This is a genomic window from Cytobacillus kochii, from assembly GCF_020171845.1.
Lineage (GTDB): Bacteria > Bacillota > Bacilli > Bacillales > Cytobacillaceae > Cytobacillus > Cytobacillus kochii.
Genome location: NZ_JAIVAM010000003.1, coordinates 539264 through 559704, shown reverse-complemented (window position 1 = coordinate 559704; position 20441 = coordinate 539264). Strand labels below are relative to the sequence as shown.

Below are 20441 nucleotides of genomic sequence, written 5' to 3'. Positions count from 1 at the left end.
AAGTACAAATATCATGGCTACTTCCCTCTTTTTATAATAATCTAAGGAGGAATGGCTGTGTCATGAACAAGGAGAGCAAGACAAAAGAAGATAAACAAGAAGTAATCAAAACATACATATACTCAGATAACAGTGGCGTAGTTCATACCACCACTAAAAAATACTTTATAAAATAGCTTTAATTGCAATTAACTTAATACAAAAGGATATTAGGAGGAGTTCTATTATGAAAAAAGTTGAAAAGGAAAAATTAATTGCTGCACATTTTGATATTCCACAAAAAGATGCAACTGCACTTTTAGACAAATTTGTAGCTGTTATTGAAGAAGGTCTAGTTGATTATGGTGAGTTTCCATTGGGTAAGTTAGGTAAATTAGTAGTTAAAGAGAGCGCAGCACGTAAAGGCCGCAACCCACAAACTGGCGAAGAAATAGAAATCGCTGCTAGAAATAATCTAAAAGTAAAGCCGAGTGCTCATATTAAAGAAAAATTAAATAAATAATTAAATGTTGGAGGGGTCTTCCCTCCCCTATTTTAATATTGGAGGTTACATATGCCTTTACCTAATGATTGTTTATTATTTGGATTTGAACCTAAATTAACTAATGAGCAACGAATTTATGTAGATTCTATATTTGATAAAAGTTTAACTTTTGTGAATGCACCGAGTGGCAGTGGTAAAACAACATTAGCTGTTGCCTGTGCAAAATTATTAGGAAAAGATTTGATTTATATTTTTGCACCAGTTGAAGAGAAAAAAATGGGATTTCGCCCAGGAAATCAACAAGAAAAAGAGATGGAGTATCTTCAACCATTAAAAGACGCATTATTGGAAATTGGTGAAGAACCTGAAAGAGTCATACATAGCGAGAACAATATCGACAATCAGAAGAATGGTACTGTATGGGTTTACCCCAAGTCTCATATCTTTGCTAGGGGTACAAATATTAAAGATTGTGTGGTTATTATTTCTGAGAGTCAAAACTTCACTCGTGGAGAATTAAAGAAAATATTAACCAGAATTCATGATACTTGTACAGTTATCGTGGAAGGTCATACTGGCCAATGTGATTTACCTGATCCATCTAAGAGTGGATTTAATGCTTATATTGAGCATTTTACAGGTGAAGATTACGTTTCCGTTTGTGAACTGAGTAGAAATTTCAGGGGTAGAATTTCTAGAAAAGCTGACGAATTACAATGGTAATCATAAAAAACATATAAGGATATCGAGGAGGAATAATAGATGGCAAGTAAAAAAGTTAATCAGGTTAACATTAGAGGTACTTTTGATTTAGATACTATGGAAATTGTTGAGCAAGCGAAGGAAGCTGAATATACATACGATTTCTTAGAGCAACTAAGAGATTTTGACGGTAAGAATATTACTGTCTCCATTAAAGAAGAAAAAGAACTACCTGTTAAGGAAGAACTCTAATCTATGGAGAACATTGAGCGTCAACAAGGTGAAAGTCGTTTTAGACATATGGTTAGGCTTTGTGTAGATAAATTAAATAAAGAAAATGATTTAGATTGGTCTGAGATAGTTGAAATGTTTGAGTTAAATTGCAGCTCTGATCATTTGAGAAAGAAATCTTATGCTTATAAAGAATTCATTGAGAATGAGGAAGTTGAAAAACTTAATGAAGAAGAATCTATTACATATAAAGAATCAACTGAAATTATGGCAAATGGCTCTTATAAATCTGACAAACTAATTAAAATGTCAGCAACTCAAGAAAAAGACCCAATTTATCTATTGAAAGCACACGGTTTTAGCGAGAAAGAATGGGATTTAGTTAGTGCAAGGAATAATATTTGGAATGTTTACAGTAAGCAAGATGGTGTCCAATGTTTATATTCAAGTAAGATTACAGTTAAACCGAAAGTTACTGGTTTTGATGTTGATAAATTTTTAGAGTCAGCTAAAGAAAAAATCGTACCAGAGTTTAAGCATCATATTATTAGTGATGGAGACGGTTTGCTTGAAATACCTCTATTTGATATGCATTTTGGTGTAAATACATATGAAAACTATTTAGAGGTTAGAGATAAAATCATTACAAAAATCAGAAGTAAAAAATGGGATACTATCTTCTTTATTTTGGGTCAGGATCTTCTGCATAACTCTGATTTTTATGGTAGAACAGCAAGTGGAACAGTAATAGAAAAAGTTGACATGACTAAGGCATGGGAAGATGCTTTTAGATTTTATGTTGAATTGATTACTGTTGCACAAAACAGCGCTAGACAAGTAGAATGCAGCTATTCTATCGCCAATCATGATGAATCTATGAGTTGGGCATTCGTTAAAACTTTAGAGGTTAAATTTCCAGAGGTGTCATTCGATACAGAAACAGATATGAGAAAAGCATTTGTTTGGAACGATGTTTTTATTGGGTATTCTCATGGCCACAAGGGAGCAAACAGAATTCATGAAAATTTCTTTAGTGATTTTGGTAAATTGATGGCTGGATGTAAAGTAGTTGAAGTTCATACTGGTCACCTACACGCTGAAGCTGCTAAAGATAAATATGGGATTCTAGTTAGAACTCTCTCAACCAAAGGAAAAACAGATGATTGGCATCAGGATAACGGTTTTGTTGGATCACATAAAAGATTTCAGATGTTTGAATACTCCCCTTTTCATCTTGAAGCAATATACTATATTTAAAAATAAACACATATCAAAGGAGAAATAAATGCCAAAGGTTACTAATTTACACGAAGAAGAACTGGAATGTACAAATTGTTATTTAGTAAATGAGTATTTTCATAGAGTAAAAGATTCAACTACACAAGATGAACTGAAAAATCATTTGTTTAATTTAGTATCAGAAACAAAAGACATAGCTGTAGTTGAGTATTTGTTAGAGGAAGTTAATAAAAAAGTTTCATATTCAGATGATTGTGAAGGCATTTGCGAAGATTTCTGTGATAAATGTTGTTCAGACACTTTGCATGATTTGTAAACCTCCCCTTTCCCCTTCTTCTATTAATTAACGGAGGTAAATGGCATGGAAGAATATCCAAACGTTCTAATAGTACCACCTAATAGTGAGACAGCTGAAGAAATTGTTGAAGATTATACTGAAATGATCAAATATAATTTAGATAGAAATGTTCCATTAGATGAGATTCTAATGGATTTCTTTTTAGATGTGCAAAATTGGTCATATAAGCAATTTCTATTAGATAAAACAAGACAATATCTCCAAGACATTGAAGATATTTGTAATGATATTGACTTTGATGAATGATATAAGGAAGTGAGAATATGGCAAGAGGAATTGGTTATATGGCTAGTAGTTCCTTGGAAACTAGTATGAACAATAAAGAAATTATCCCCTCCCACTCTTCCACTCCAATTGGAAGATACTCATTTTATAAATTTTCATTTATGAATGATCAAAAATGCACTATCAAAGTAAATGATGAAACAGTTATCTATTTAAGAGAGAATCAAGGGTTTACCATTGATCATTTTGATTGCCCTATCCATTCTTTTAAGATTTCTGAAGATGGAATTACTTATAATTGGATTGGTGCTTACAATGTGGGGTAATAGCTTTTTTATCAATGGGAAAGTAACTTCTGACGGAGTAAAAAGTATTCAATTTATTGATGGAAAAGTTATTTACACTCCTCAAGAAAATTTATTCGTAGATGATAATTCAAAAGTTTATTATTCAGAACAAAACTCTAATTCTATTCTAGTGTTTGGTTCAGATAGTAAAATTTACGTAAGAAAGGTGAATTAATGATGCCTGATATTGAATTAGTAACACAAGCTTCATTGGAAAATAGTATGAAAAATAAAGCTGATATTGATCACACTCATACTTCTGAACAAATTGCAGATGCTACTGAAATTGGAAAATCATTATTAGAAGCTATTGATCAATCATCTGCAAGAAGTGTAATTGGGGCTGGAACATCAAATCAAAATTTGAGCACTATGTCAGAAGCAGAAGCATTAGCAGGAACAGCTACTACCGCTAGAGGGATTACTGCAACAGTTTTAAATAAAGCAGTAACTAGTAAGCTTCCTGCTTTCACAGTTAGTGAGAGTATGTGGAATGAATTAGTATCGAGAATTGTAAATTTAGAAAATCCTCCTACCGAAGGAGAATAGGATAAATAATCATAAAACTTCTTACTACAGCGTTCACTTTGTCTACGATTAAGAGTGAACGTTGAATAAGGAGTTTTATTTTTTTTGAAAAAATGAGGTGATTTTTTGAATTTAGATAAATCTGAAGAAAGATTTAAATGCACTAGTTGCGGAAAGGAAAGGATTTTAAATAGAGACTTCTACACTTCTTTTTCAACCTTTCATAAAGCTACAGAACGATTGCATATATGCAAATCTTGCATGCAAGACCACATAAAAAATAATGACTTTATAAGTTTTTTAGATTTATTGAGAAGGATTGACAAGCCATATATTCAGAAGCTATATGATTCTGCATGTAAGCAGAATAACATGCTAGGAGAATATATGAAATTAGTTAACACTAAAGATTATAGACTCTTATCCTGGAACGACAGTGATTTTGAAGGCCATAAAGATATGGCAAGTGTAATTCATACAAAAAGTGACGATAGTTCCTATCTTAATGATGAAAAAATATACAGTAGAAGTTGGTTGGGGTACTATCTCCCCTCTGAAATTGACTACTTGGAAGAATATCTGAAAGGACTAGACCGTGACTTTAGAATAGTAACATTAAGCCACAGAGATTACGCAAAGAAAATTGCAAAAGCTAGTCTACATATGGATAAATGTTTTCAAGAGATGCAAGATGGGGTAAGTGGAGCAGACAAGAGATACAAAGAGGCTAAAGGTATATTTGACACACTATCAAAATCCGCTAAATTTTCTGAAAGCCAAAGAGGAATTACAGACGTGGGTATGGGCTCAATTTCTCAAATCGTTGAGATGGTCGAATCAGAAACATTTGTGTATGAACATAAAAATGACCTTGATAAAGACAATTACGACAAACTTATAGATGACTTCCAACACATCTATAAGTCGCTTTAGGTGTATAAAATGACTTCTTACAACAATTTCAGTCAAACTAGCAGAAGTATTAAAGATTTTTCTGTTTATAACACCGACAACCCATTAAGTTACGATCCAAAGAAACGAGAAACAATAAACATTGAAGCATGGCGAAAATTCATTTCATATTATAGGCATCATATTGATGAATTTGCTGTAGATATTCTTAAAATAAATCTCTATCCTTTCCAAAGGCTTATTCTACGATCAATGGCAAGACACAAAGAAAGTATGTTTATTGCATCAAGAGGCTTGGGAAAATCGTACTTATCAGCGGTCTTTTTTATTTGTGTTGCGATTTTGTATAAAGGGATTAAGCTTGGTATTGCTTCTGGTAAGGGTCAACAAGCCAGAAATGTAATTATACAGAAAATTAAAGGTGAGCTTTTTAAAAATGAAAATGTAGCTAGAGAAATAGTTAATATTAAAACAAATTCTGATGACTGTGTTGTTCACTTTAAAAATGGCTCAGAGGTGCGTGCTATCGTAATTGGACACGATGGTGAATCTGCTCGTAGTTGGCGCTTCCACCAACTTTTAATTGATGAAGCACGATTAGTAAAAGATTCAATCATGGAAGAAATATTAGTTCCTATGACTAAGACAAAAAGACAAACAATGATTGACCTTTCAATGAAGTATGGCAATGACCTCCCTGTAGAAAAAGGAAAAATTATTTACATATCAAGCGCCTATTTAAAAAATTGCAGTCTTTATGATAGATTCACAAATCACTACAATAAAATGTTAGAAGGTAAAAAGGATTATTTTGTATGTACTCTCCCCTATCAAGTCGGTGTTAATGCTGGGATCTACTATGAAGATGATATCATGCAAGAGAAAAACAAACCTTCAATGACAAGAGATAAATTCGCATATGAATACGAAGCAGTGTTTGTTGGAAATTCAAATGAGAGCTTTTTCCCTTATGATTTAACAGATTCATGCAGAATAATGGAACGAGCTGAGATAAAACAACCTAAAAAATCGAAAGTCTCCTATGTTATTTCACACGATGTCGCTTTATCTGAAGCATATGGTAGTGATAATGCTAGTACAGTTGTAATCAAACTCAAGGAAAAGCCTAATGGGAATTACAATAAAGAGCTGGTCTACATTAAGACTAACAACGGAATGTCCTTACCTGATCAAGCTAACTTTCTAAGGGAATTACTACTCAAATTCCCAAATACCATCAAATTAGTATTAGATGTTCGTGGTAATGGTCAACCCCTCCCTTCCCTACTAGACGAATCATGGGAATATAAAAATGACCAAGGGGAAACAGTAGAGTATCCTCCGCTTGTACCAGATGATGACGATGAAAGAAAACAGCTTAAAGGAGCAATTCCGTTAATTAGGAAAGTTGCAGCTACTAATAATTTTAACAATGTAATGTATACATATTTAAAGGCATCTCTTGAAAATAAGAGCTTAAAATTACTAGTTAATTCAGCTGAAGTAGACTTCCTCTATAAATCTGGTGAAATTAGTCAAGAAGAATATAGCTCCTTCATTAATACAGATTTTTTAATTAATGAATTAAGCAATATTAAACAGGCAGAAACAGCACATGGTAATACTGTGTATGAAAGGATTAGTAAGTCTACAAAACGAGACAGAGTAACAAGTCTAGCTTATGCTATGGCTTTTATTTCAGAACTTGAACAAAAGAATAAACTTAATACTGGTATTGCCTATGATGAAGATGATGATCTTGTCTATTTTTAATTGAAAATAACCTAATATAAATAACAATAGTTACAGGAGGTGAATTGATGACAAATAACACTCAAACTAATATTGAATCTGAAGAATATGAGAGGTTAATAGGCGAATATACAGATTATATGTCTACCTATGCGACAAATATAGTTGATAATCTCTTCTCACAAGGAATTGTTAAAGAGGTTGAAAAAGAAACTCTAGTTAAATATTTTGCTAATCCTGATACTCATCAAAAAGAGATTGAAGATATTGCACAATATTATTATATTGCTTCAGGTGAGATACATCAGCTATTTGAACTTATCGAATCACTTCCTACACTTAACTATAAATTAGATTCATTCGATAAGAGTAAAACCACTGAGAAGTACAGTGGTACACTAAATAAAACACTAAATAAGGTTAAACACAAAAGATTGACCAGAGATATCCTTAAGCAAAATGCAGCTGCTGGAACATTAGTTGGGATGTGGCTCGGAGATAAAACTTCCCCCTACCCTTTCATATTTGATAATGTTAAATATGTCTTCCCTGCATATAGACTTAGAGGTGAATGGCAATGTGTAATTGATATGGATTGGATTCATCAGATGAATGAATTTGCCAGAGAAAACTATTTTAAGAACCTTTCTCCACATATCACCAAGAAGGAATATGAGCAATATTTAAAAGATCCGACTAATAATAGATATTTTGCATTACCTCAAGAAATCACCTTTGTTGTTAATACAGGTACATTAAAAAGGAATCAAGCACTAGGTACATCAATCGTAACTTCTGGTCTATATGATGTATTACATAAGAAGAAGTTGAAAGACGTTGAACATTCTATTGCAAATAAAATTATTAACGCTGTAGCAGTGTTAACGGTTGGTGTAAATGGGTCTAAAGATTATGACAGGACAGAAAACTTAAATATCGCAAAGGCTGTTAAACAAAAAATACACACTGGTGTAAAAGCAGCCTTAGAAAAAAATAGTCAGTCTGGTGTAAATGTAGTTACTATTCCTAACTTTGCCGAATTAAATTTTCCTGATATTAAAACTGATGGATTAGATGGAAAGAAATTTGATCATATCAACAGTGATATTCATTCAGCATATGGTATTTCAAGCTCAGTTTTAAATGGTGATGGTGGCAACTTCGCTAGCGCTAAATTAAATTTTGATACCATTTATAAAAAGTTGTCAGTCATGCTTGAAAATATTGAGCAGGAAGTATATCTAAAATTGTTTAACTTAGTCCTCCCTGCTTCACAAAAAGACAATTTTAAAATGGAATATGATAAAGAACCTCCTCTCACTCTTAAGGAGAAAATTGATATTCTAATGAAAATGAATGATAAAGGGTGGTCAACAAAGCATGTAGTTGATGCAATTGGTGATGTGTCTTGGGATTCTTATTTAGATCAAACTATGTATGAAACTAACACACTAAAATTACAAGATAAGATTAAGCCATTCCAAAGCACACATACCATGACTAATGATAGTTCAGGTAGAAATGGTGAGGAGAGCCCTGACAATGAAAACACTATTAAAAGTAAGAGCAATGATGGAAATAATGTTCCTTCATAGTCTCCTCTATCCCCTTTTAAGGAGGTGAAAAAATTGGAGAAGAAAAAACATATATTTGAAATTCAATTAAACTCAATTTCTGATACAGATAATCCAACAAAATCAGAAGTCGAGTTTTTTTTGCATGATTTCAATGTGTCACACAATAAAGCTTTTATAGCCAAGGAAACAGCGCAAAAAGTTCTATCTAGTCTAAATGGTATGCCAATCGTAGCAAAATATTATGAGAAATCTTCTACTGAATCTAATGACGATGCTCTCGGTGGACATGAAATGCAACTAACTAAAGATAGAGATACTGGTAATGCTATTGTCACAATGGGTACTATGCCTATTGGAGTGTTTACTGAAGATGCTTACATAACAACTACTACAGATTCAGAAGGAAATGAAGTTGAAGTGGTAGCTGGTAAAGGTATTCTGTGGACTTCTAGATTTCCTAATGTGGTTGGGTTATTGAAGGAATGGATTGATGAAGGAATTACTGTTTCTACAAGTATGGAAATATTATATGACAGTTATAAAGTTGAAGATGGCATAACGGAGGTATTGAACTTTGTTTATGAAGGAAATTGTATCCTAAACTCTTCTGACAGAGGAGAGCATAAAAAAATCTACCCTGCTTATGATGAATCAAAGATTACTAAATTAATAGCTGAAGCAATTACTCAAGATAAAAATGAGGAAGGTGAAAATATGGAGAAATTTAAAAAAGTATTTGAATTATCACATGGAGATATCCGTTCACTAATTTACAATAGTTTAGATCCTACTTTAGGTGAAAATACATGTAGTTATATTGCAGATGTGTATGAAAATTACTTCATTGCAAATTTATATAGTTGGGATGAAGACAATTCATTTGATAAATATTTCAAATACAATTATACAAATGAAAATGATAAAGTTGTTGTCGATATTGAATCAAAGAAAGAAGTATTCCTAAAAAGAAATTGGGAAGAAGTTGTGCCAGAAGAAATTCAAGCACAATTGAATGAAAAAGAAGAGCAAATCGAAACTTTGGAGAAACAAGTCAATTCAGTAAAAGAATCTAAAGAAGAAATTGAAGGAAAGTTTAATAAGGCATCTGAAACTATTGTTCAATTAAATTCTAAAGTTGAAGAATTGAAACCATTCCAAGAACAAGTGCAAAAAGAGTCATTCGAGAAAGCCTTAGAAGAAAAACAGACATTCTATTCTGCTAAGTTTGAAGCTCTTGGTGCTGTAGAAAAATTCAAAGAAGAAGAAATTCAAGAATTGGTTAAGAAAGCAATTTATGAAGATGAAACTGGAAAAGATGCAAAGCTTCAACTTAATTCTATTCTAGTGGATATGGTTACACTTGATGAAAAAGAAAATGAGTCTGCTACTTTTAGAGAATTATCAAGTATTAGGGAAAATTTAATTCCTGCTGCTGATGACTTTGAAAGTCGTTATTCTAACTAAAAATATATTAATACGGAGGTATTTATAATGGGAAGTCGTTTATTAAAAGCAATGCAAGAAGTTGGTAAACATGCCACAGGTAATTTAAATTCACTAAAAGTAAAAACAGTTGCGAATGGCGCACTTGTAGAAGGTGCTGCTATTGATAACTTTACAGCTGTTGAATTGGGCTTCAATGCTAACGGTGAAAGAACAGTAAAACAATTATCAGATGTGACTAAGAAAACTTATTTAATTGCATCTCCTGAAACACGCTATATGGGTGAAGCAATCGGTGACTTCTATAATGAAGTTGGCGAACGTGCTAGAATTGTTATTTTTGAAGAAGCGTATACTCGCTTCGATACTAGTGCATATACTGGTGAACCAGCTAATGGTAAATTTGCACACTTCGACCCTGCAACAAAGAAATTCTTAATTCATGATGGAACACACGCTGATTATGAAACTGCGTCTGCAAAGTTCTTAGTTGTGAATGATGAGCAAGATATTGAATATACTTTAGGTCAACCATTGGTACGACTTGAAGTAATTGAAGCTTAATTTAATTAAAAATAACTACATATTAAAGGAGTATTTACTATGAAATTTGATAATCTTAAGCTTAAAGGCTTATTTAATCGTGTTGTATTCAACAAAATGGAAGACAATGACTCAACTGACATTCAAGCATATATTAAGAAAGTGTTTAATGATGGTTCAGCTAATCCTGATCCTACTCTTCTACATCAATTTAACCAATTAGTAGTAGAAACAGCTGATCAAATTGCAAAACCTATGGTTACAAACCTTCTATCTTTGTTTGCAACTGTATCTAAAGAACAACGTGGAAATCTAAAAGAACTTCGTATTCCACAGAAAAATAAAGCTAAAGTTGTTTGGTCTGCAACTGGTTCAGGTGTAGATTTAGTTCGTGTAGAAGGTAAAAAATCTATCTTCGCTGTACCTACTCATTTATCTACTGGCTTCTATTACGAGCCACTTGATTTAGTAAAAGATTCAGTTGACCAATTTAATAAACTTGTTAAAGATGTCGCTAATGCAAAAGTACGCCTATATTTTGACAAAGTAAATGAATTGAGTAATGCAGCAGTAACTTCTGGTAGAATCCCTTCTGCAAATGTATTATCAGGTGCTAACTTGACTCTTACTCAATACAATAAGCTTTCTTCTGTTTTACAGCGTTATGGCGGTAGACCACTATTTATTGCCGATTCATTAATGATTGACTATTTTGCAATGCAACAAGCAACTGATTCTACTATTAAGAATCTATTAACTGATGGAATTAAAGAAGAATTGTTAACAGCTTTAAACCCTTCCACTATTGGCCGTACAACTGCTGTTAACTTAGTTAATCCATTTACTGATTCTACTAACTCTAAAGTTGAATTACCAGTAAATAAAGGATATATGTTTGCAGGTGGTGTTGATCAAAAGCCATTCTCCATTGTTGAATACGGTGGATTACGTCAACTACATGACCAAGATATTGAAGATGAAAGAGTAAAACTTAAATTAATTCAAGATGTATCTATCAACCTATTGTTCGGAGAGGCAATTGGACTTATTACGGAAGATGCAGCTATTTCGCTGTGATTAATTGAATTAAATAAATAATCTCAAAGGTGACTGTATATTCTACTGTCACCTTTTAAAGGTATTCAGGAGGAGAAATATAATGGATAAAGTTAAATTAGCAAGACACAGAAACACATCATATTTTGTTAGGTATGATGCAGATGGCTCAAATAAGCAATGGACTTGGGCTGGAAGTAAAAACGGTAGGATCGACACTAAAGAAGTTCCAAGAGAAGTTGTAGATTGGCTTCAAATGAATAGTGTTTGTTTTGACAAAGGTGAACTAGTTATTGTTGGAGATGCAAAAGATATTTCAGAACTCAAAGATGGCATTAGTGACATTGAAGCCTATGAAAGCAACACTCATTCTAATGAAGATATAGAAAAATTGTTAAATGGCAATATCAATAAAATGAAATCTGAATTAAAGAAAATCACAGTGGACTCTGAAAAGCAATTTGTTGTCGAAGTAGCAACACATCTAAGAGATTCTTTAACAAAAGGTAAATTAGACTTTATTGCTGAGTGGATGGGAACTGATTCTTCCATTCTATTTGATTAAGGTGATGAGGATGACTACATATGATGAAATTTGGGAAACTTTCCTTAATAATTGCAAAGTGTCGGATATTGATTTACCGAATGATGATATGGGCATATACAGGCAAATAAAAAATGCGGTAATGCTGTTTAATAATAGAATGAGAACAAAATTCACATGTGATGATACGGATGAAAAAGTTTCTGAAGCATTGAGTGAAGACTATCTTCTAATTGTGGCTAATTATATACGATTGGTTTTCTTAACTAATGAGAAAACATATATCGAATCCCTATGGCAGCCATTTTCTAAAGATGTCGGATTAAAAAACTTCAATACTCAAATAAAGTCACTTGAAACATCAGTTAGAGAACAAAAAGACACAATCAACAGTCTTATTATGAACGCTGAGGAGGATTTTCTATGAGTTGTAAATACAGTGTTGTCATTAAGAATGGCTCCTCAGATGATTATGAAACTCTGTTTAACTACACTTCTCGATTAAGTAAGAAGAATAATTCAATTCTTTACCTACTTGAAAATTATCTAGATAAAAAGCTTCTTTCTGAGCCAGAGCTTTCTGAAATTAGAGATATTATTTTAACCGTTAGTGCTGACTTAACTAGAATCAACGCAAATATTAAAGTTGTTTGTGGAGAAAATTGTGAAAGACTATAGCAATTATCATAACGTAGATTCTAATGAAAAAATAAAGCATGACGGACTTTTATTACTTGAGAAGTCGCTTAATGGTTTTGAGAGTCGTGAAGTGTTGATTAATGAAGAATATTCTTCTAGGTTGCTAGTGTATCAAAAATGGGATGCGAAAAGTGACAGTAAAAAGGTAATTGGTAAGCGAGAAGATATTGAAATGGGCAATGTTTATAAAATTGATCAACATAATTGGTTGGCAACTACTTTCCCCGAAGATAACAATATCTACAAGAAAGCTGAAATAACCTTATGTAACTCTACCTTCCCTATCTCTACAGGTGAAACAGAAGTGTTCCTCGGACATGATAAATATGGTAGACCAATTTACGATATTGTTGATGGTACAACTGTACATATTCCTTGTGTTGCAGAAACAAAAAGTAGTATCAATAACCGTAATCAACAAGTGAATATTCCTGAAGGTAGTATTCAAATAACAATGGCTTATCTTGAAAGTGAAGATATTCAAATCAATAAAGAATTTTCCGTTTTCAATTCATCGTTTAAAATTAGTTTCATTGACTATTCATCCGTTATAAATCAAAAAGGTGTAATGGTAATCACTGCTGAAAGAGTGGTGAAAAGCTAATGAGCATGTATCAAAATATACAAGATATAATGAAAACACTTTGGAATGATGAAGAGTTATTAAGGTTGCTACATTATAAACCAGAAAGCTTAAGAGAGAAAACGCTTGACCCTTTAAACCCCTCTCTTCCAAATATACTTGATACTGATGTTGATTGGACACTTAGAGAAAACTTAGTAATGTCTACTCCTAAACACAAGGACTTAGACGAAAATCCACTGTGTAGACTCTGTGTGTATTTAGGTGACAGAGAACCTATGGGTGGTGTAAAGAGTTTCCATGCTGTCACACAAGACTTACATATAGATATATTATGTCATTTTGAATATGAAAATGGTGATTTTAGAAGTAACCGAATTGCAGATAAGGTAAGCCAAATGTTCAACTTCTCTTCTATTACTGGATTAGGGAAAATGGATTATGCAGGTGGAAATATTATAAGTGGAGTTCCTAATCAATATGTGGGATACAAGCATGTTTTTAAATTTGGTGGACTGAGAAGATGATTGATGATATTAAAGAGCAGCTTATTCTAGGTCTTCCAATTGAAACTAAACTAGGAAAATGTAAACCACTCAAAGTTAGAGACTACCCTTCTACTAACTCAGACTTACAATATATTTCCCTCACTAAAAACCATATTATCAATAAATTCTCTGAAGCATATAAAGATGGATCTCAAGATAGCTTTATCAATGAGCTATATAATTACAGTTTGTTGGAGATTGTCTGTTCAGTACCAGAGATATTTCAAAGCTATCTAAGAATCTTCGATAGAATGTTTGAAGAACACGCTTTCCAACAGATAACTGAGGATAATTTTTCTTTCTATAGAGAGTTAATATTAACAATGAATTGTATCAAGGAAGAAGAAATTAATCCAAACCCCGAAATCCAAAGAGCCATTGAAAGAAGTAAACGTGTTAAAGCTCAGGAATCAGGAAATATCGATCTTGGTGATATTGTTTCTTCTGTTGTTGCTGGAAGTGGAATTACTTATGATATGATTCTTGATTTTACTGTTTATCAACTTTATATGACTTTTCATAGGATTGGTCAATACCAGAACTATAATACTTCTACCCTCTTTGCCACTGTTGCAGGAGACAAAGTAAAAATAGACAGTTGGAATAAGCATATTGATTTATTCGCCAACGAAAAACATGCAATATCTCAATCTGATTTCAAAAAGAATTTTGGTAATACATTTTCAAACAGCTAATTAATAGTTGTTTTTTTTATTGTTTAAAATTAGGAGGTAAAAATTTAATGACAAATTTATTAATAATGGACACTGCTGATGTAACCATCAAGAGAAAATCTGATGGTCATGTATTCGCTTCAGCTGAAACACAATTAGCATCAATCGCATCTTCTTTAGGCATTAACGAGAAAATCTTTGGTGGTATCGGTAATAAACCACTTGCTGTAATGAAAGGTCAAAAAGAAGTAACATCTACTCTTCGTAATGCTTTCTACAATCAAGAATTACTAGCTATTACTCAAGGTGTAACAGTTGAAGAAGGTACACACGATGTCTATAAACGTGAAAATGGTTTAAAAGTTGTTGATAATGAGGGAACTTTAGAAGTTGCTATTGCTGGCACTCCTGTTGGTACAACTGCTTATGTTACAAATGCTAAAGGTGAAACTGAATCTGTTGCTATTGCTTCAAATAAGGTTACTATTCCTACTGGTCATGCTAATGCTGGAGAAGCTGTTGCTGTAAGTTATCAAATTCAAGTTACAGGTAACACAGTTCCAATTGACGCTAAAAAGTTTGGTGAAGCATTTGAAATTGAGTACCATACTATTGGCTATGATCCAGTAACTAATACCGTATTAAAGGATATTTACATTCAATTAGACCATGCAGTTCCAGGTAGTGATTATGAACTTTCATTTGAAAATGGTACACCTATTGCACCTGAGATTACATTTGATGCACTAACACCACAAAATGAAGATGAAATTGGAAGAATTATAGAAGTTGACCGTGTATAAGTAGGTGGAGTCCTCTCCCCTACTTTATTTTTTTAATCAAATAAAACAATCGTTTTATAAGGATATATAGGAGGATAAATTATGAATTTAAAAATTAAAAATAGTTTGTTGAAGGCTTTTGCTGAATTTCTTATGACATTTGAGTTAAAAGGTAAAGAATCAAGACTTAGGACTCGTTTTGTTAAATTACTCGATGCTCAATTAAAACAAATAAATGATGAAACACAATTGTTAGCTAAGGATTATTGCCATCTTGATGATGAAGGCAGCCCAAAGCTTATTGAAGTAGATGGTCATCAACTTTGGGATATTAGAGATCATGAAGAATGGGCAAAAGCCATTAATGAGCTTTTTGCTGAGGAATTGCATATTTCTGGTGAAGATAAAAAGGAAATGTTAACAGCAGTTAAAGAAATCGTATTGAATAGTGAAGACACATATAATGGCCAAGCTGCCTTTGACTATGATATCTGGTGTGAACTAGTAGAAAGTATTGAGGAATAAAAATAAGGGATCAATAGGAGGAATTTTGTTGGCTAAATCTAATAATCTTAAGTTTTCTTCAGTTAAACAAAAAGCTAAAGAAGCAAATGAAACTGAGGTTTATGAGTTTGAAGATGGAACAACTTTAACATTTTACCCTACCTTCTCCCCTTCAATGATTGAAGATATGTTTGTAGATATTCAAAGTGTTCTACAAAAGGTTGGAGATGAGTTGGATTTAAATGAAAGAACGCTACAAAAATATGTACTATATAACGTCATCAAATACTTCACACATCTTAAGAAACAATTGAAAGCAACCACTCTCACTGGTCAAATAAATGAGATGAGTTCTCTGATTGATTCTGGCTACTTTGAAATAATTATTAATGAAGTATTTGACCAAAAGGAAATATCGAAAGTGTTTGACTTCATGAGTAAATTCACAGCACAATTTACTCTATTTGAAAAGATTCAGAAAAAATATGAATCTGAGCTAGAGAGTCTAGAATTAAAAAACAGAGATGTCTTCGAGAAATTAAAAGCTTCAAAGCAAGAATAATTTGAGGTGAATGAAATGCCCACTTTTGACAGTATGAAAGACTTAGAGAAATATGTTAATTCTGAATTAAAAACTGCAATGGTAAGAGGAAACAATGTAAGAAAAACAGTAGTAAATGAAGGTAGAAAACAAGTGGATCAAGTGGTTTACAATGCATATACCCCTAAAGTCTACAATCGAACAGGCAGTCTAAGGGAATCTTGGGCTGTTGAGGAAGCTCCTGATGGAATTGATGTTGTAAACACCAGACGTGATGGAGATAAAGATGTTGCTAGGACAGTTGAAACTGGTCAAGGGTACGATTATACAGGTGGATATCCATATGAAAGGCCTCGACCATTTATTGCAGCTACAGTCAATGCATTGGAGAACAACGATAAATTAACAGATTCACTAAGAAAAGATATGATCAACAATGGATTAGATATGGAATAGCATCAAGGAGGTGAACATATGGGAAGAAAAACTGTTTACAACAGAATATTTAATGAGGAAGAATGGGCTAAAGTAAATCCTGAAAATAAGAAACTACTTAGAGAATGGAAGAACTATTTAATGTCTACCGATAAATCCCAAGGAACTATTAAGCAATATGAGAATGACATGCGTATTATCTTCCTCTTTCTCCTCAACAATTGTGACAATAAATTTATTGGAGATTTGAATAAACGGGACATTATTAGTTTTCAAGGTTATTCAATTAACGCATGGAGTCACAGCTCCAATAGAACTAGGCGAATTAAGTCTTGTCTGAGTAGCCTTTGCAACTTTATTGAAAATATCATGGATGACCTCTACCCTGACTTCAGAAATATTGTTAATAAAATAGAATCCCCACAAAAGAAACCAGTTAGAGAGAAAACAGTTTTAACAAATGACCAAGTTGAACTAGTATTAAAAACATTAGTTGAAAGCCATCAGTATCAAAAGGCTTGTGTGTTTGCGTTAGCTGCTAACTCAGGTGCACGTTTAAACGAGCTACTAAGGTTTAAAGTAAGCTTTTTTACAGAAGAAAACCTACATAATAATGCATATTATAAAACCCCAGTTAAAATCAGAATTAAAGGTCGAGGTCGGGATGGTGGGTCAAAACATAAATTCATTTTAAAAAATGGCTTTAAGGAATATTTCGACTTGTGGATGAAAGAGCGTGATGAATTAGGCATTACTTGTGACGAGCTATTTGTAACTAGACGAAATGGTGAATGGCAACCTGCAACAGATACTACACTTCAAAGCTGGAAGACTCAATTCAGCAAAACCTTAGATACAGACTTCTACTTCCACAGTATGCGACATTACTTAACCACTAAACTTAGAGCAAACAATATTCCTGATAAAATCATTAAGGATTTCTTTGGTTGGGAATCAATCGATATGATTGAAATTTATGATGATAACGAAGCAGAAGATGATTTTGCTAAATTCTTCACATCCGATGGGATCAAAAAAGTCGAAAATAAAAGTTTAAATGATTTATAACTAAAAAGGAGTTGTCGATAATGAAAAATGAAACCTATACTACGAGTAAATGTTCTATTTGTGACAAAAGTATAAGTACATATGTAGGAAATGATAAAGATGAAAGTATTGCGTTCTTAGGGAGTGGTGATATAAAAATGAATTCAGGAAAAATAACTGTTGGCGCAGATAAGTCTAGCAATCCCTTGTTTGATTTAAGCACTACTAGTGCCTTATATATTCGCCCTCGTACAGATGGAGAAGCAAGAGTGACTGAATCAAGTGATATTCAACAATACAAAGTTGTGCGTGCAAGTGAGTACCCAACTGAAAAAGAGTTGGCTTTAGAGTCAAGGATTGGTGACCTAGTTACAAGAATCGATTTATTAGAGCAAGAAATTTCTTTATATCGTCATTTAGTCTAATTATTTTAAATTTGAAAAAGAATTACTACCACTTGAAATAATTTTAAAGTGATTCTTTTTCATTTCAAATTAGTGGTTGAAGTTCCCTCTCCCCTTTCTTCGACTGCTAATTTGAAATGAAAAATTAATTCAAATGATAAAGAAAAACAGTTCCTTTGGGGAACTGTTAAAAAGATTTGCAAAGGAAAAAGGGGGATAAATCCTTCTTTATTAGAATAGCATCTTGGGAATTAATGGTATATAGGAATATGTGGTCATTATTGTCGAACATTTTTTTGGGCAACAAATAACTATTGTGTGATGGTACTAAGTACATCCAAAAAGAAGGTTTTCTTCACCCGAGTTGGAGGTTTTTTGACAACAAAGAAAAACAGATTCTTGTTGGGAGCCGTTTTATTATTCTGGGATTATTTTATTCTTCAATTTGATTCATTCTTCTTTTCTGCTACATGACTTAAAAGTACACTTACAACATAATTGCTAGTACTTCTGTTTTCATTGTCGGCAAGTTTTCTTAGTTCAGCTTTTAAATCCTTTGGGATTATCACAGTTAAACGATCGTTATTGGATGAAATACTCATCTCTCTCCCCCTCTATTTACACATTACATATTAGTAATTACATAATATCAGATTATCATAATAGTTTCTACATGGTTTATAAACTTTTTATAAACTTTATATTGACAAAGGGTTTATAAACCCTTTATTATAGGTCTAACAACTAGACAAACAAAACACTATAATAGGGGGGAATTAATATTGAGCTATGTATTCGGTAAAATCGAACTTACAGTCATGCATTCAGTTGAATCAAGTAATGAGGAAATGGCACTCTTAGAAGCAAATTACAAGGTTAACCCACAGAGAGCGATTACTTGGAAGCTTATTGGAACAGATTCGGATGGTAATGAGTTTGATGTGTATGTTGCTGATATGATTAAAGCAGAACTCGATGAGTTTTTAGAAGGATAATAGATTCATATTTTAGTCATTTGGGATTTACATATGGGGAGATTGATTGAAGGATACCTCTCCCCTATTCGTTAATTAGGGATAAGGAGGATGAGCTAAATATTGCCTAGAAAAAAGACTATACAAGAAATTGAAGAATACTTTGCATCTCATGAATGTGAACTTTTAGATAAGGAGTATAAAAATAACAACACTAAAATTCACTTTAAATGTAAATGTGGTAATACAGATTTACTCACTTGGAGGGAGTTCACTAGATATAAAAGCTGTAGAGTCTGTAAAGGCACTCTTACATATGAGTTTGTTAAGGAGTATTTTCAAAATCACAATTGTGTTCTTTTATCTTCTGAGTACTCAAATGTTTCTAAAGATATTCAGTATCAATGTGCGTGTGGAGAGATAGTTACTACTAACTTCCATAAGTATAAAAAATCAAAATTAAAAAGATGTAAAAATTGCACATATCAACATTTGTCGGCTATCCAATCCTTTGGTTATTCTGATATTAAAAAAATATTTGAGGATGCTGGATGTGTATTAACATCAAAATCATATAAAAATGCAATGACTTTGCTTGATTATATTTGCTCTTGTGGTGAACTTTCAAAAATTAGACTTTCTGATTTTCAAAATGGAGTCAGATGTAAAAAGTGTGGATTTAGTAAATCAAGTGAACAAAAAAGAAGAAGCTTAGATGAAATCAAAACAATATTTGAAAAACATGGAAGTCAACTACTGAGTGTCGAATACACTGGCATGAATCAGAAATTGGAGTTTATATGCTCTTGTGGGAAAATCGACAAACAAACATTAAATAATTTTACTTATAGTCACAAATGCTCCAGTTGTAAAAGTGAAAATTTGTCATCCCTAAGGAAAGGTAAAGTGTTCTTAAATCGAAGAGGTGAAAACCACCCTAATTGGGATCAGACAAAAACTAAAGAAGATCGTGAAAATGGTAGAAACTTTTCTGAGCAGAAACGTTGGAGAGAGAAAGTGTTCAAAAGAGATAACTATACATGTCAATGTTGTGGAGATAATAAAGGAGGGAATCTGAATTCTCATCATCTAGATGGCCATGATTGGTGTATTCAAAGTAGATGGGAAATCAATAATGGAGTAACTTTGTGCGACATTTGCCATTCGGATTTTCATAGTATTTATGGATATGGCTTGAACTCAAGAGAGCAATTCCATGAATATATGGAAGGCATAAGTTGGGACTTTAATATAAATATGCTTGCTGATGCATAAAATGACTTGTGCATATGATATAATGGTAACAAAT

The 20441-nt window shown here is 32.6% G+C and carries 29 protein-coding genes; 28 read left to right on the top strand and 1 reads right to left on the bottom strand.

From position 1 onward, the window contains the following. The first annotated feature begins 226 nt into the window (after positions 1-226). The 26 genes from LCM23_RS06265 to LCM23_RS06140 all read left to right on the top strand — a co-directional run bounded on the left by LCM23_RS06265 (position 227) and on the right by LCM23_RS06140 (position 18179). On the top strand, positions 227-502 hold the full coding sequence (locus LCM23_RS06265; RefSeq protein ID WP_224936138.1) for an HU family DNA-binding protein: 276 nt from the start codon (positions 227-229) through the stop codon (positions 500-502). A gap of 51 nt (positions 503-553) precedes the next feature. Continuing rightward, the gene (locus LCM23_RS06260; RefSeq protein ID WP_224936137.1) at positions 554-1207 is read left to right on the top strand and encodes a PhoH family protein; all 654 of its coding nucleotides are present in this window, start codon (positions 554-556) and stop codon (positions 1205-1207) included. A 39-nt stretch (positions 1208-1246) separates the two neighbouring features. After that, positions 1247-1438 (top strand): YonK family protein, encoded by a 192-nt coding sequence (locus tag LCM23_RS06255; protein ID WP_224936136.1) that lies wholly within the window; start codon positions 1247-1249, stop codon positions 1436-1438. A gap of 3 nt (positions 1439-1441) precedes the next feature. After that, positions 1442-2674 carry a hypothetical protein gene (locus LCM23_RS06250; RefSeq protein ID WP_224936135.1) on the top strand — a complete coding sequence of 411 codons (1233 nt, stop codon included), beginning with the start codon at positions 1442-1444 and terminating at the stop codon, positions 2672-2674. Between the two features lie 28 nt (positions 2675-2702). Further along, entirely contained in the window at positions 2703-2972 is a 270-nt protein-coding gene (locus LCM23_RS06245; RefSeq protein WP_224936134.1) for a hypothetical protein, read from the top strand. 45 nt (positions 2973-3017) lie between these two features. Beyond that, entirely contained in the window at positions 3018-3260 is a 243-nt protein-coding gene (locus tag LCM23_RS06240) for a hypothetical protein (RefSeq protein ID WP_224936133.1), read from the top strand. Between the two features lie 17 nt (positions 3261-3277). Next, positions 3278-3565, top strand: a complete 288-nt coding sequence (locus LCM23_RS06235) for a hypothetical protein (protein WP_224936132.1) — start codon at positions 3278-3280, stop codon at positions 3563-3565. 198 nt (positions 3566-3763) lie between these two features. Then, positions 3764-4135 (top strand): hypothetical protein, encoded by a 372-nt coding sequence (locus tag LCM23_RS06230; RefSeq protein WP_224936131.1) that lies wholly within the window; start codon positions 3764-3766, stop codon positions 4133-4135. 105 nt (positions 4136-4240) lie between these two features. Continuing rightward, positions 4241-5047, top strand: a complete 807-nt coding sequence (locus tag LCM23_RS06225; RefSeq protein WP_224936130.1) for a hypothetical protein — start codon at positions 4241-4243, stop codon at positions 5045-5047. Positions 5048-5056: 9 nt separating this feature from the next. Then, entirely contained in the window at positions 5057-6799 is a 1743-nt protein-coding gene (locus LCM23_RS06220; RefSeq protein WP_224936129.1) for a hypothetical protein, read from the top strand. 47 nt (positions 6800-6846) lie between these two features. Then, complete coding sequence (locus tag LCM23_RS06215; protein ID WP_224936128.1) at positions 6847-8373, top strand: hypothetical protein; 1527 nt, start codon at positions 6847-6849, stop codon at positions 8371-8373. Positions 8374-8406: 33 nt separating this feature from the next. Continuing rightward, a complete protein-coding gene (locus LCM23_RS06210; RefSeq protein WP_263624139.1) occupies positions 8407-9819 on the top strand; it encodes a hypothetical protein in 1413 nt (470 codons plus the stop codon). Positions 9820-9846: 27 nt separating this feature from the next. Then, on the top strand, positions 9847-10362 hold the full coding sequence (locus LCM23_RS06205; RefSeq protein WP_224936126.1) for a hypothetical protein: 516 nt from the start codon (positions 9847-9849) through the stop codon (positions 10360-10362). A 39-nt stretch (positions 10363-10401) separates the two neighbouring features. Continuing rightward, complete coding sequence (locus LCM23_RS06200; RefSeq protein WP_224936125.1) at positions 10402-11418, top strand: hypothetical protein; 1017 nt, start codon at positions 10402-10404, stop codon at positions 11416-11418. A 79-nt stretch (positions 11419-11497) separates the two neighbouring features. After that, on the top strand, positions 11498-11962 hold the full coding sequence (locus LCM23_RS06195) for a hypothetical protein (protein WP_318247530.1): 465 nt from the start codon (positions 11498-11500) through the stop codon (positions 11960-11962). Positions 11963-11972: 10 nt separating this feature from the next. Continuing rightward, positions 11973-12368, top strand: coding sequence for a hypothetical protein (locus LCM23_RS06190; protein WP_224936123.1), 396 nt, complete (start codon positions 11973-11975; stop codon positions 12366-12368). Next, positions 12365-12619, top strand: coding sequence for a hypothetical protein (locus tag LCM23_RS06185; RefSeq protein WP_224936122.1), 255 nt, complete (start codon positions 12365-12367; stop codon positions 12617-12619). The genes LCM23_RS06190 and LCM23_RS06185 overlap by 4 nt, the downstream gene beginning before the upstream one ends. Beyond that, the gene (locus LCM23_RS06180; protein WP_224936121.1) at positions 12606-13244 is read left to right on the top strand and encodes a hypothetical protein; all 639 of its coding nucleotides are present in this window, start codon (positions 12606-12608) and stop codon (positions 13242-13244) included. Before LCM23_RS06185 ends, LCM23_RS06180 begins: the two co-directional genes overlap by 14 nt. Then, complete coding sequence (locus LCM23_RS06175) at positions 13244-13750, top strand: hypothetical protein (protein WP_224936120.1); 507 nt, start codon at positions 13244-13246, stop codon at positions 13748-13750. The genes LCM23_RS06180 and LCM23_RS06175 overlap by 1 nt, the downstream gene beginning before the upstream one ends. Continuing rightward, positions 13747-14466 (top strand): hypothetical protein, encoded by a 720-nt coding sequence (locus LCM23_RS06170; protein ID WP_224936119.1) that lies wholly within the window; start codon positions 13747-13749, stop codon positions 14464-14466. Before LCM23_RS06175 ends, LCM23_RS06170 begins: the two co-directional genes overlap by 4 nt. 47 nt (positions 14467-14513) lie before the next feature. Beyond that, complete coding sequence (locus LCM23_RS06165) at positions 14514-15248, top strand: hypothetical protein (protein ID WP_224936118.1); 735 nt, start codon at positions 14514-14516, stop codon at positions 15246-15248. An 81-nt stretch (positions 15249-15329) separates the two neighbouring features. Next, positions 15330-15752: a hypothetical protein gene (locus LCM23_RS06160; RefSeq protein WP_224936117.1), complete on the top strand. Its 423-nt coding sequence runs from the start codon at positions 15330-15332 to the stop codon at positions 15750-15752. 28 nt (positions 15753-15780) lie between these two features. Continuing rightward, positions 15781-16293, top strand: a complete 513-nt coding sequence (locus LCM23_RS06155; protein ID WP_224936116.1) for a hypothetical protein — start codon at positions 15781-15783, stop codon at positions 16291-16293. A 15-nt stretch (positions 16294-16308) separates the two neighbouring features. Beyond that, entirely contained in the window at positions 16309-16728 is a 420-nt protein-coding gene (locus tag LCM23_RS06150; RefSeq protein ID WP_224936115.1) for a hypothetical protein, read from the top strand. An 18-nt stretch (positions 16729-16746) separates the two neighbouring features. Beyond that, positions 16747-17775 (top strand): tyrosine-type recombinase/integrase, encoded by a 1029-nt coding sequence (locus LCM23_RS06145; protein WP_224936114.1) that lies wholly within the window; start codon positions 16747-16749, stop codon positions 17773-17775. 20 nt (positions 17776-17795) lie between these two features. After that, positions 17796-18179, top strand: coding sequence for a hypothetical protein (locus tag LCM23_RS06140; protein ID WP_224936113.1), 384 nt, complete (start codon positions 17796-17798; stop codon positions 18177-18179). Positions 18180-18598: 419 nt separating this feature from the next. Here the strand turns inward: LCM23_RS06140 and LCM23_RS06135 are convergent, their stop codons facing one another. Then, positions 18599-18760, bottom strand: coding sequence for a DNA-binding protein (locus LCM23_RS06135; protein WP_224936112.1), 162 nt, complete (start codon positions 18758-18760; stop codon positions 18599-18601). Between the two features lie 180 nt (positions 18761-18940). Here LCM23_RS06135 and LCM23_RS06130 point away from each other — a divergent pair, with 180 nt between their 5' ends. Then, positions 18941-19153, top strand: coding sequence for a hypothetical protein (locus LCM23_RS06130; protein WP_224936111.1), 213 nt, complete (start codon positions 18941-18943; stop codon positions 19151-19153). 102 nt (positions 19154-19255) lie between these two features. Continuing rightward, the gene (locus tag LCM23_RS06125; RefSeq protein WP_224936110.1) at positions 19256-20407 is read left to right on the top strand and encodes an HNH endonuclease; all 1152 of its coding nucleotides are present in this window, start codon (positions 19256-19258) and stop codon (positions 20405-20407) included. The last annotated feature ends 34 nt before the right edge of the window (positions 20408-20441 follow it).

What these genes read in the sequence shown, in the direction of transcription:
- LCM23_RS06190 (WP_224936123.1), top strand. Translation starts at nt 11,973, where the DNA reads ATGACTACATATGATGAAATTTGGGAAACTTTCCTTAATAATTGCAAA.
- LCM23_RS06240 (WP_224936133.1), top strand. Translation starts at nt 3,018, where the DNA reads ATGGAAGAATATCCAAACGTTCTAATAGTACCACCTAATAGTGAGACA.
- LCM23_RS06135 (WP_224936112.1), bottom strand. Translation starts at nt 18,760, where the DNA reads ATGAGTATTTCATCCAATAACGATCGTTTAACTGTGATAATCCCAAAG.
- LCM23_RS06200 (WP_224936125.1), top strand. Translation starts at nt 10,402, where the DNA reads ATGAAATTTGATAATCTTAAGCTTAAAGGCTTATTTAATCGTGTTGTA.
- LCM23_RS06165 (WP_224936118.1), top strand. Translation starts at nt 14,514, where the DNA reads ATGACAAATTTATTAATAATGGACACTGCTGATGTAACCATCAAGAGA.
- LCM23_RS06260 (WP_224936137.1), top strand. Translation starts at nt 554, where the DNA reads ATGCCTTTACCTAATGATTGTTTATTATTTGGATTTGAACCTAAATTA.
- LCM23_RS06250 (WP_224936135.1), top strand. Translation starts at nt 1,442, where the DNA reads ATGGAGAACATTGAGCGTCAACAAGGTGAAAGTCGTTTTAGACATATG.
- LCM23_RS06245 (WP_224936134.1), top strand. Translation starts at nt 2,703, where the DNA reads ATGCCAAAGGTTACTAATTTACACGAAGAAGAACTGGAATGTACAAAT.
- LCM23_RS06150 (WP_224936115.1), top strand. Translation starts at nt 16,309, where the DNA reads ATGCCCACTTTTGACAGTATGAAAGACTTAGAGAAATATGTTAATTCT.
- LCM23_RS06235 (WP_224936132.1), top strand. Translation starts at nt 3,278, where the DNA reads ATGGCAAGAGGAATTGGTTATATGGCTAGTAGTTCCTTGGAAACTAGT.
- LCM23_RS06145 (WP_224936114.1), top strand. Translation starts at nt 16,747, where the DNA reads ATGGGAAGAAAAACTGTTTACAACAGAATATTTAATGAGGAAGAATGG.
- LCM23_RS06205 (WP_224936126.1), top strand. Translation starts at nt 9,847, where the DNA reads ATGGGAAGTCGTTTATTAAAAGCAATGCAAGAAGTTGGTAAACATGCC.
- LCM23_RS06170 (WP_224936119.1), top strand. Translation starts at nt 13,747, where the DNA reads ATGATTGATGATATTAAAGAGCAGCTTATTCTAGGTCTTCCAATTGAA.
- LCM23_RS06140 (WP_224936113.1), top strand. Translation starts at nt 17,796, where the DNA reads ATGAAAAATGAAACCTATACTACGAGTAAATGTTCTATTTGTGACAAA.
- LCM23_RS06215 (WP_224936128.1), top strand. Translation starts at nt 6,847, where the DNA reads ATGACAAATAACACTCAAACTAATATTGAATCTGAAGAATATGAGAGG.
- LCM23_RS06175 (WP_224936120.1), top strand. Translation starts at nt 13,244, where the DNA reads ATGAGCATGTATCAAAATATACAAGATATAATGAAAACACTTTGGAAT.
- LCM23_RS06230 (WP_224936131.1), top strand. Translation starts at nt 3,764, where the DNA reads ATGCCTGATATTGAATTAGTAACACAAGCTTCATTGGAAAATAGTATG.
- LCM23_RS06160 (WP_224936117.1), top strand. Translation starts at nt 15,330, where the DNA reads ATGAATTTAAAAATTAAAAATAGTTTGTTGAAGGCTTTTGCTGAATTT.
- LCM23_RS06255 (WP_224936136.1), top strand. Translation starts at nt 1,247, where the DNA reads ATGGCAAGTAAAAAAGTTAATCAGGTTAACATTAGAGGTACTTTTGAT.
- LCM23_RS06185 (WP_224936122.1), top strand. Translation starts at nt 12,365, where the DNA reads ATGAGTTGTAAATACAGTGTTGTCATTAAGAATGGCTCCTCAGATGAT.
- LCM23_RS06220 (WP_224936129.1), top strand. Translation starts at nt 5,057, where the DNA reads ATGACTTCTTACAACAATTTCAGTCAAACTAGCAGAAGTATTAAAGAT.
- LCM23_RS06265 (WP_224936138.1), top strand. Translation starts at nt 227, where the DNA reads ATGAAAAAAGTTGAAAAGGAAAAATTAATTGCTGCACATTTTGATATT.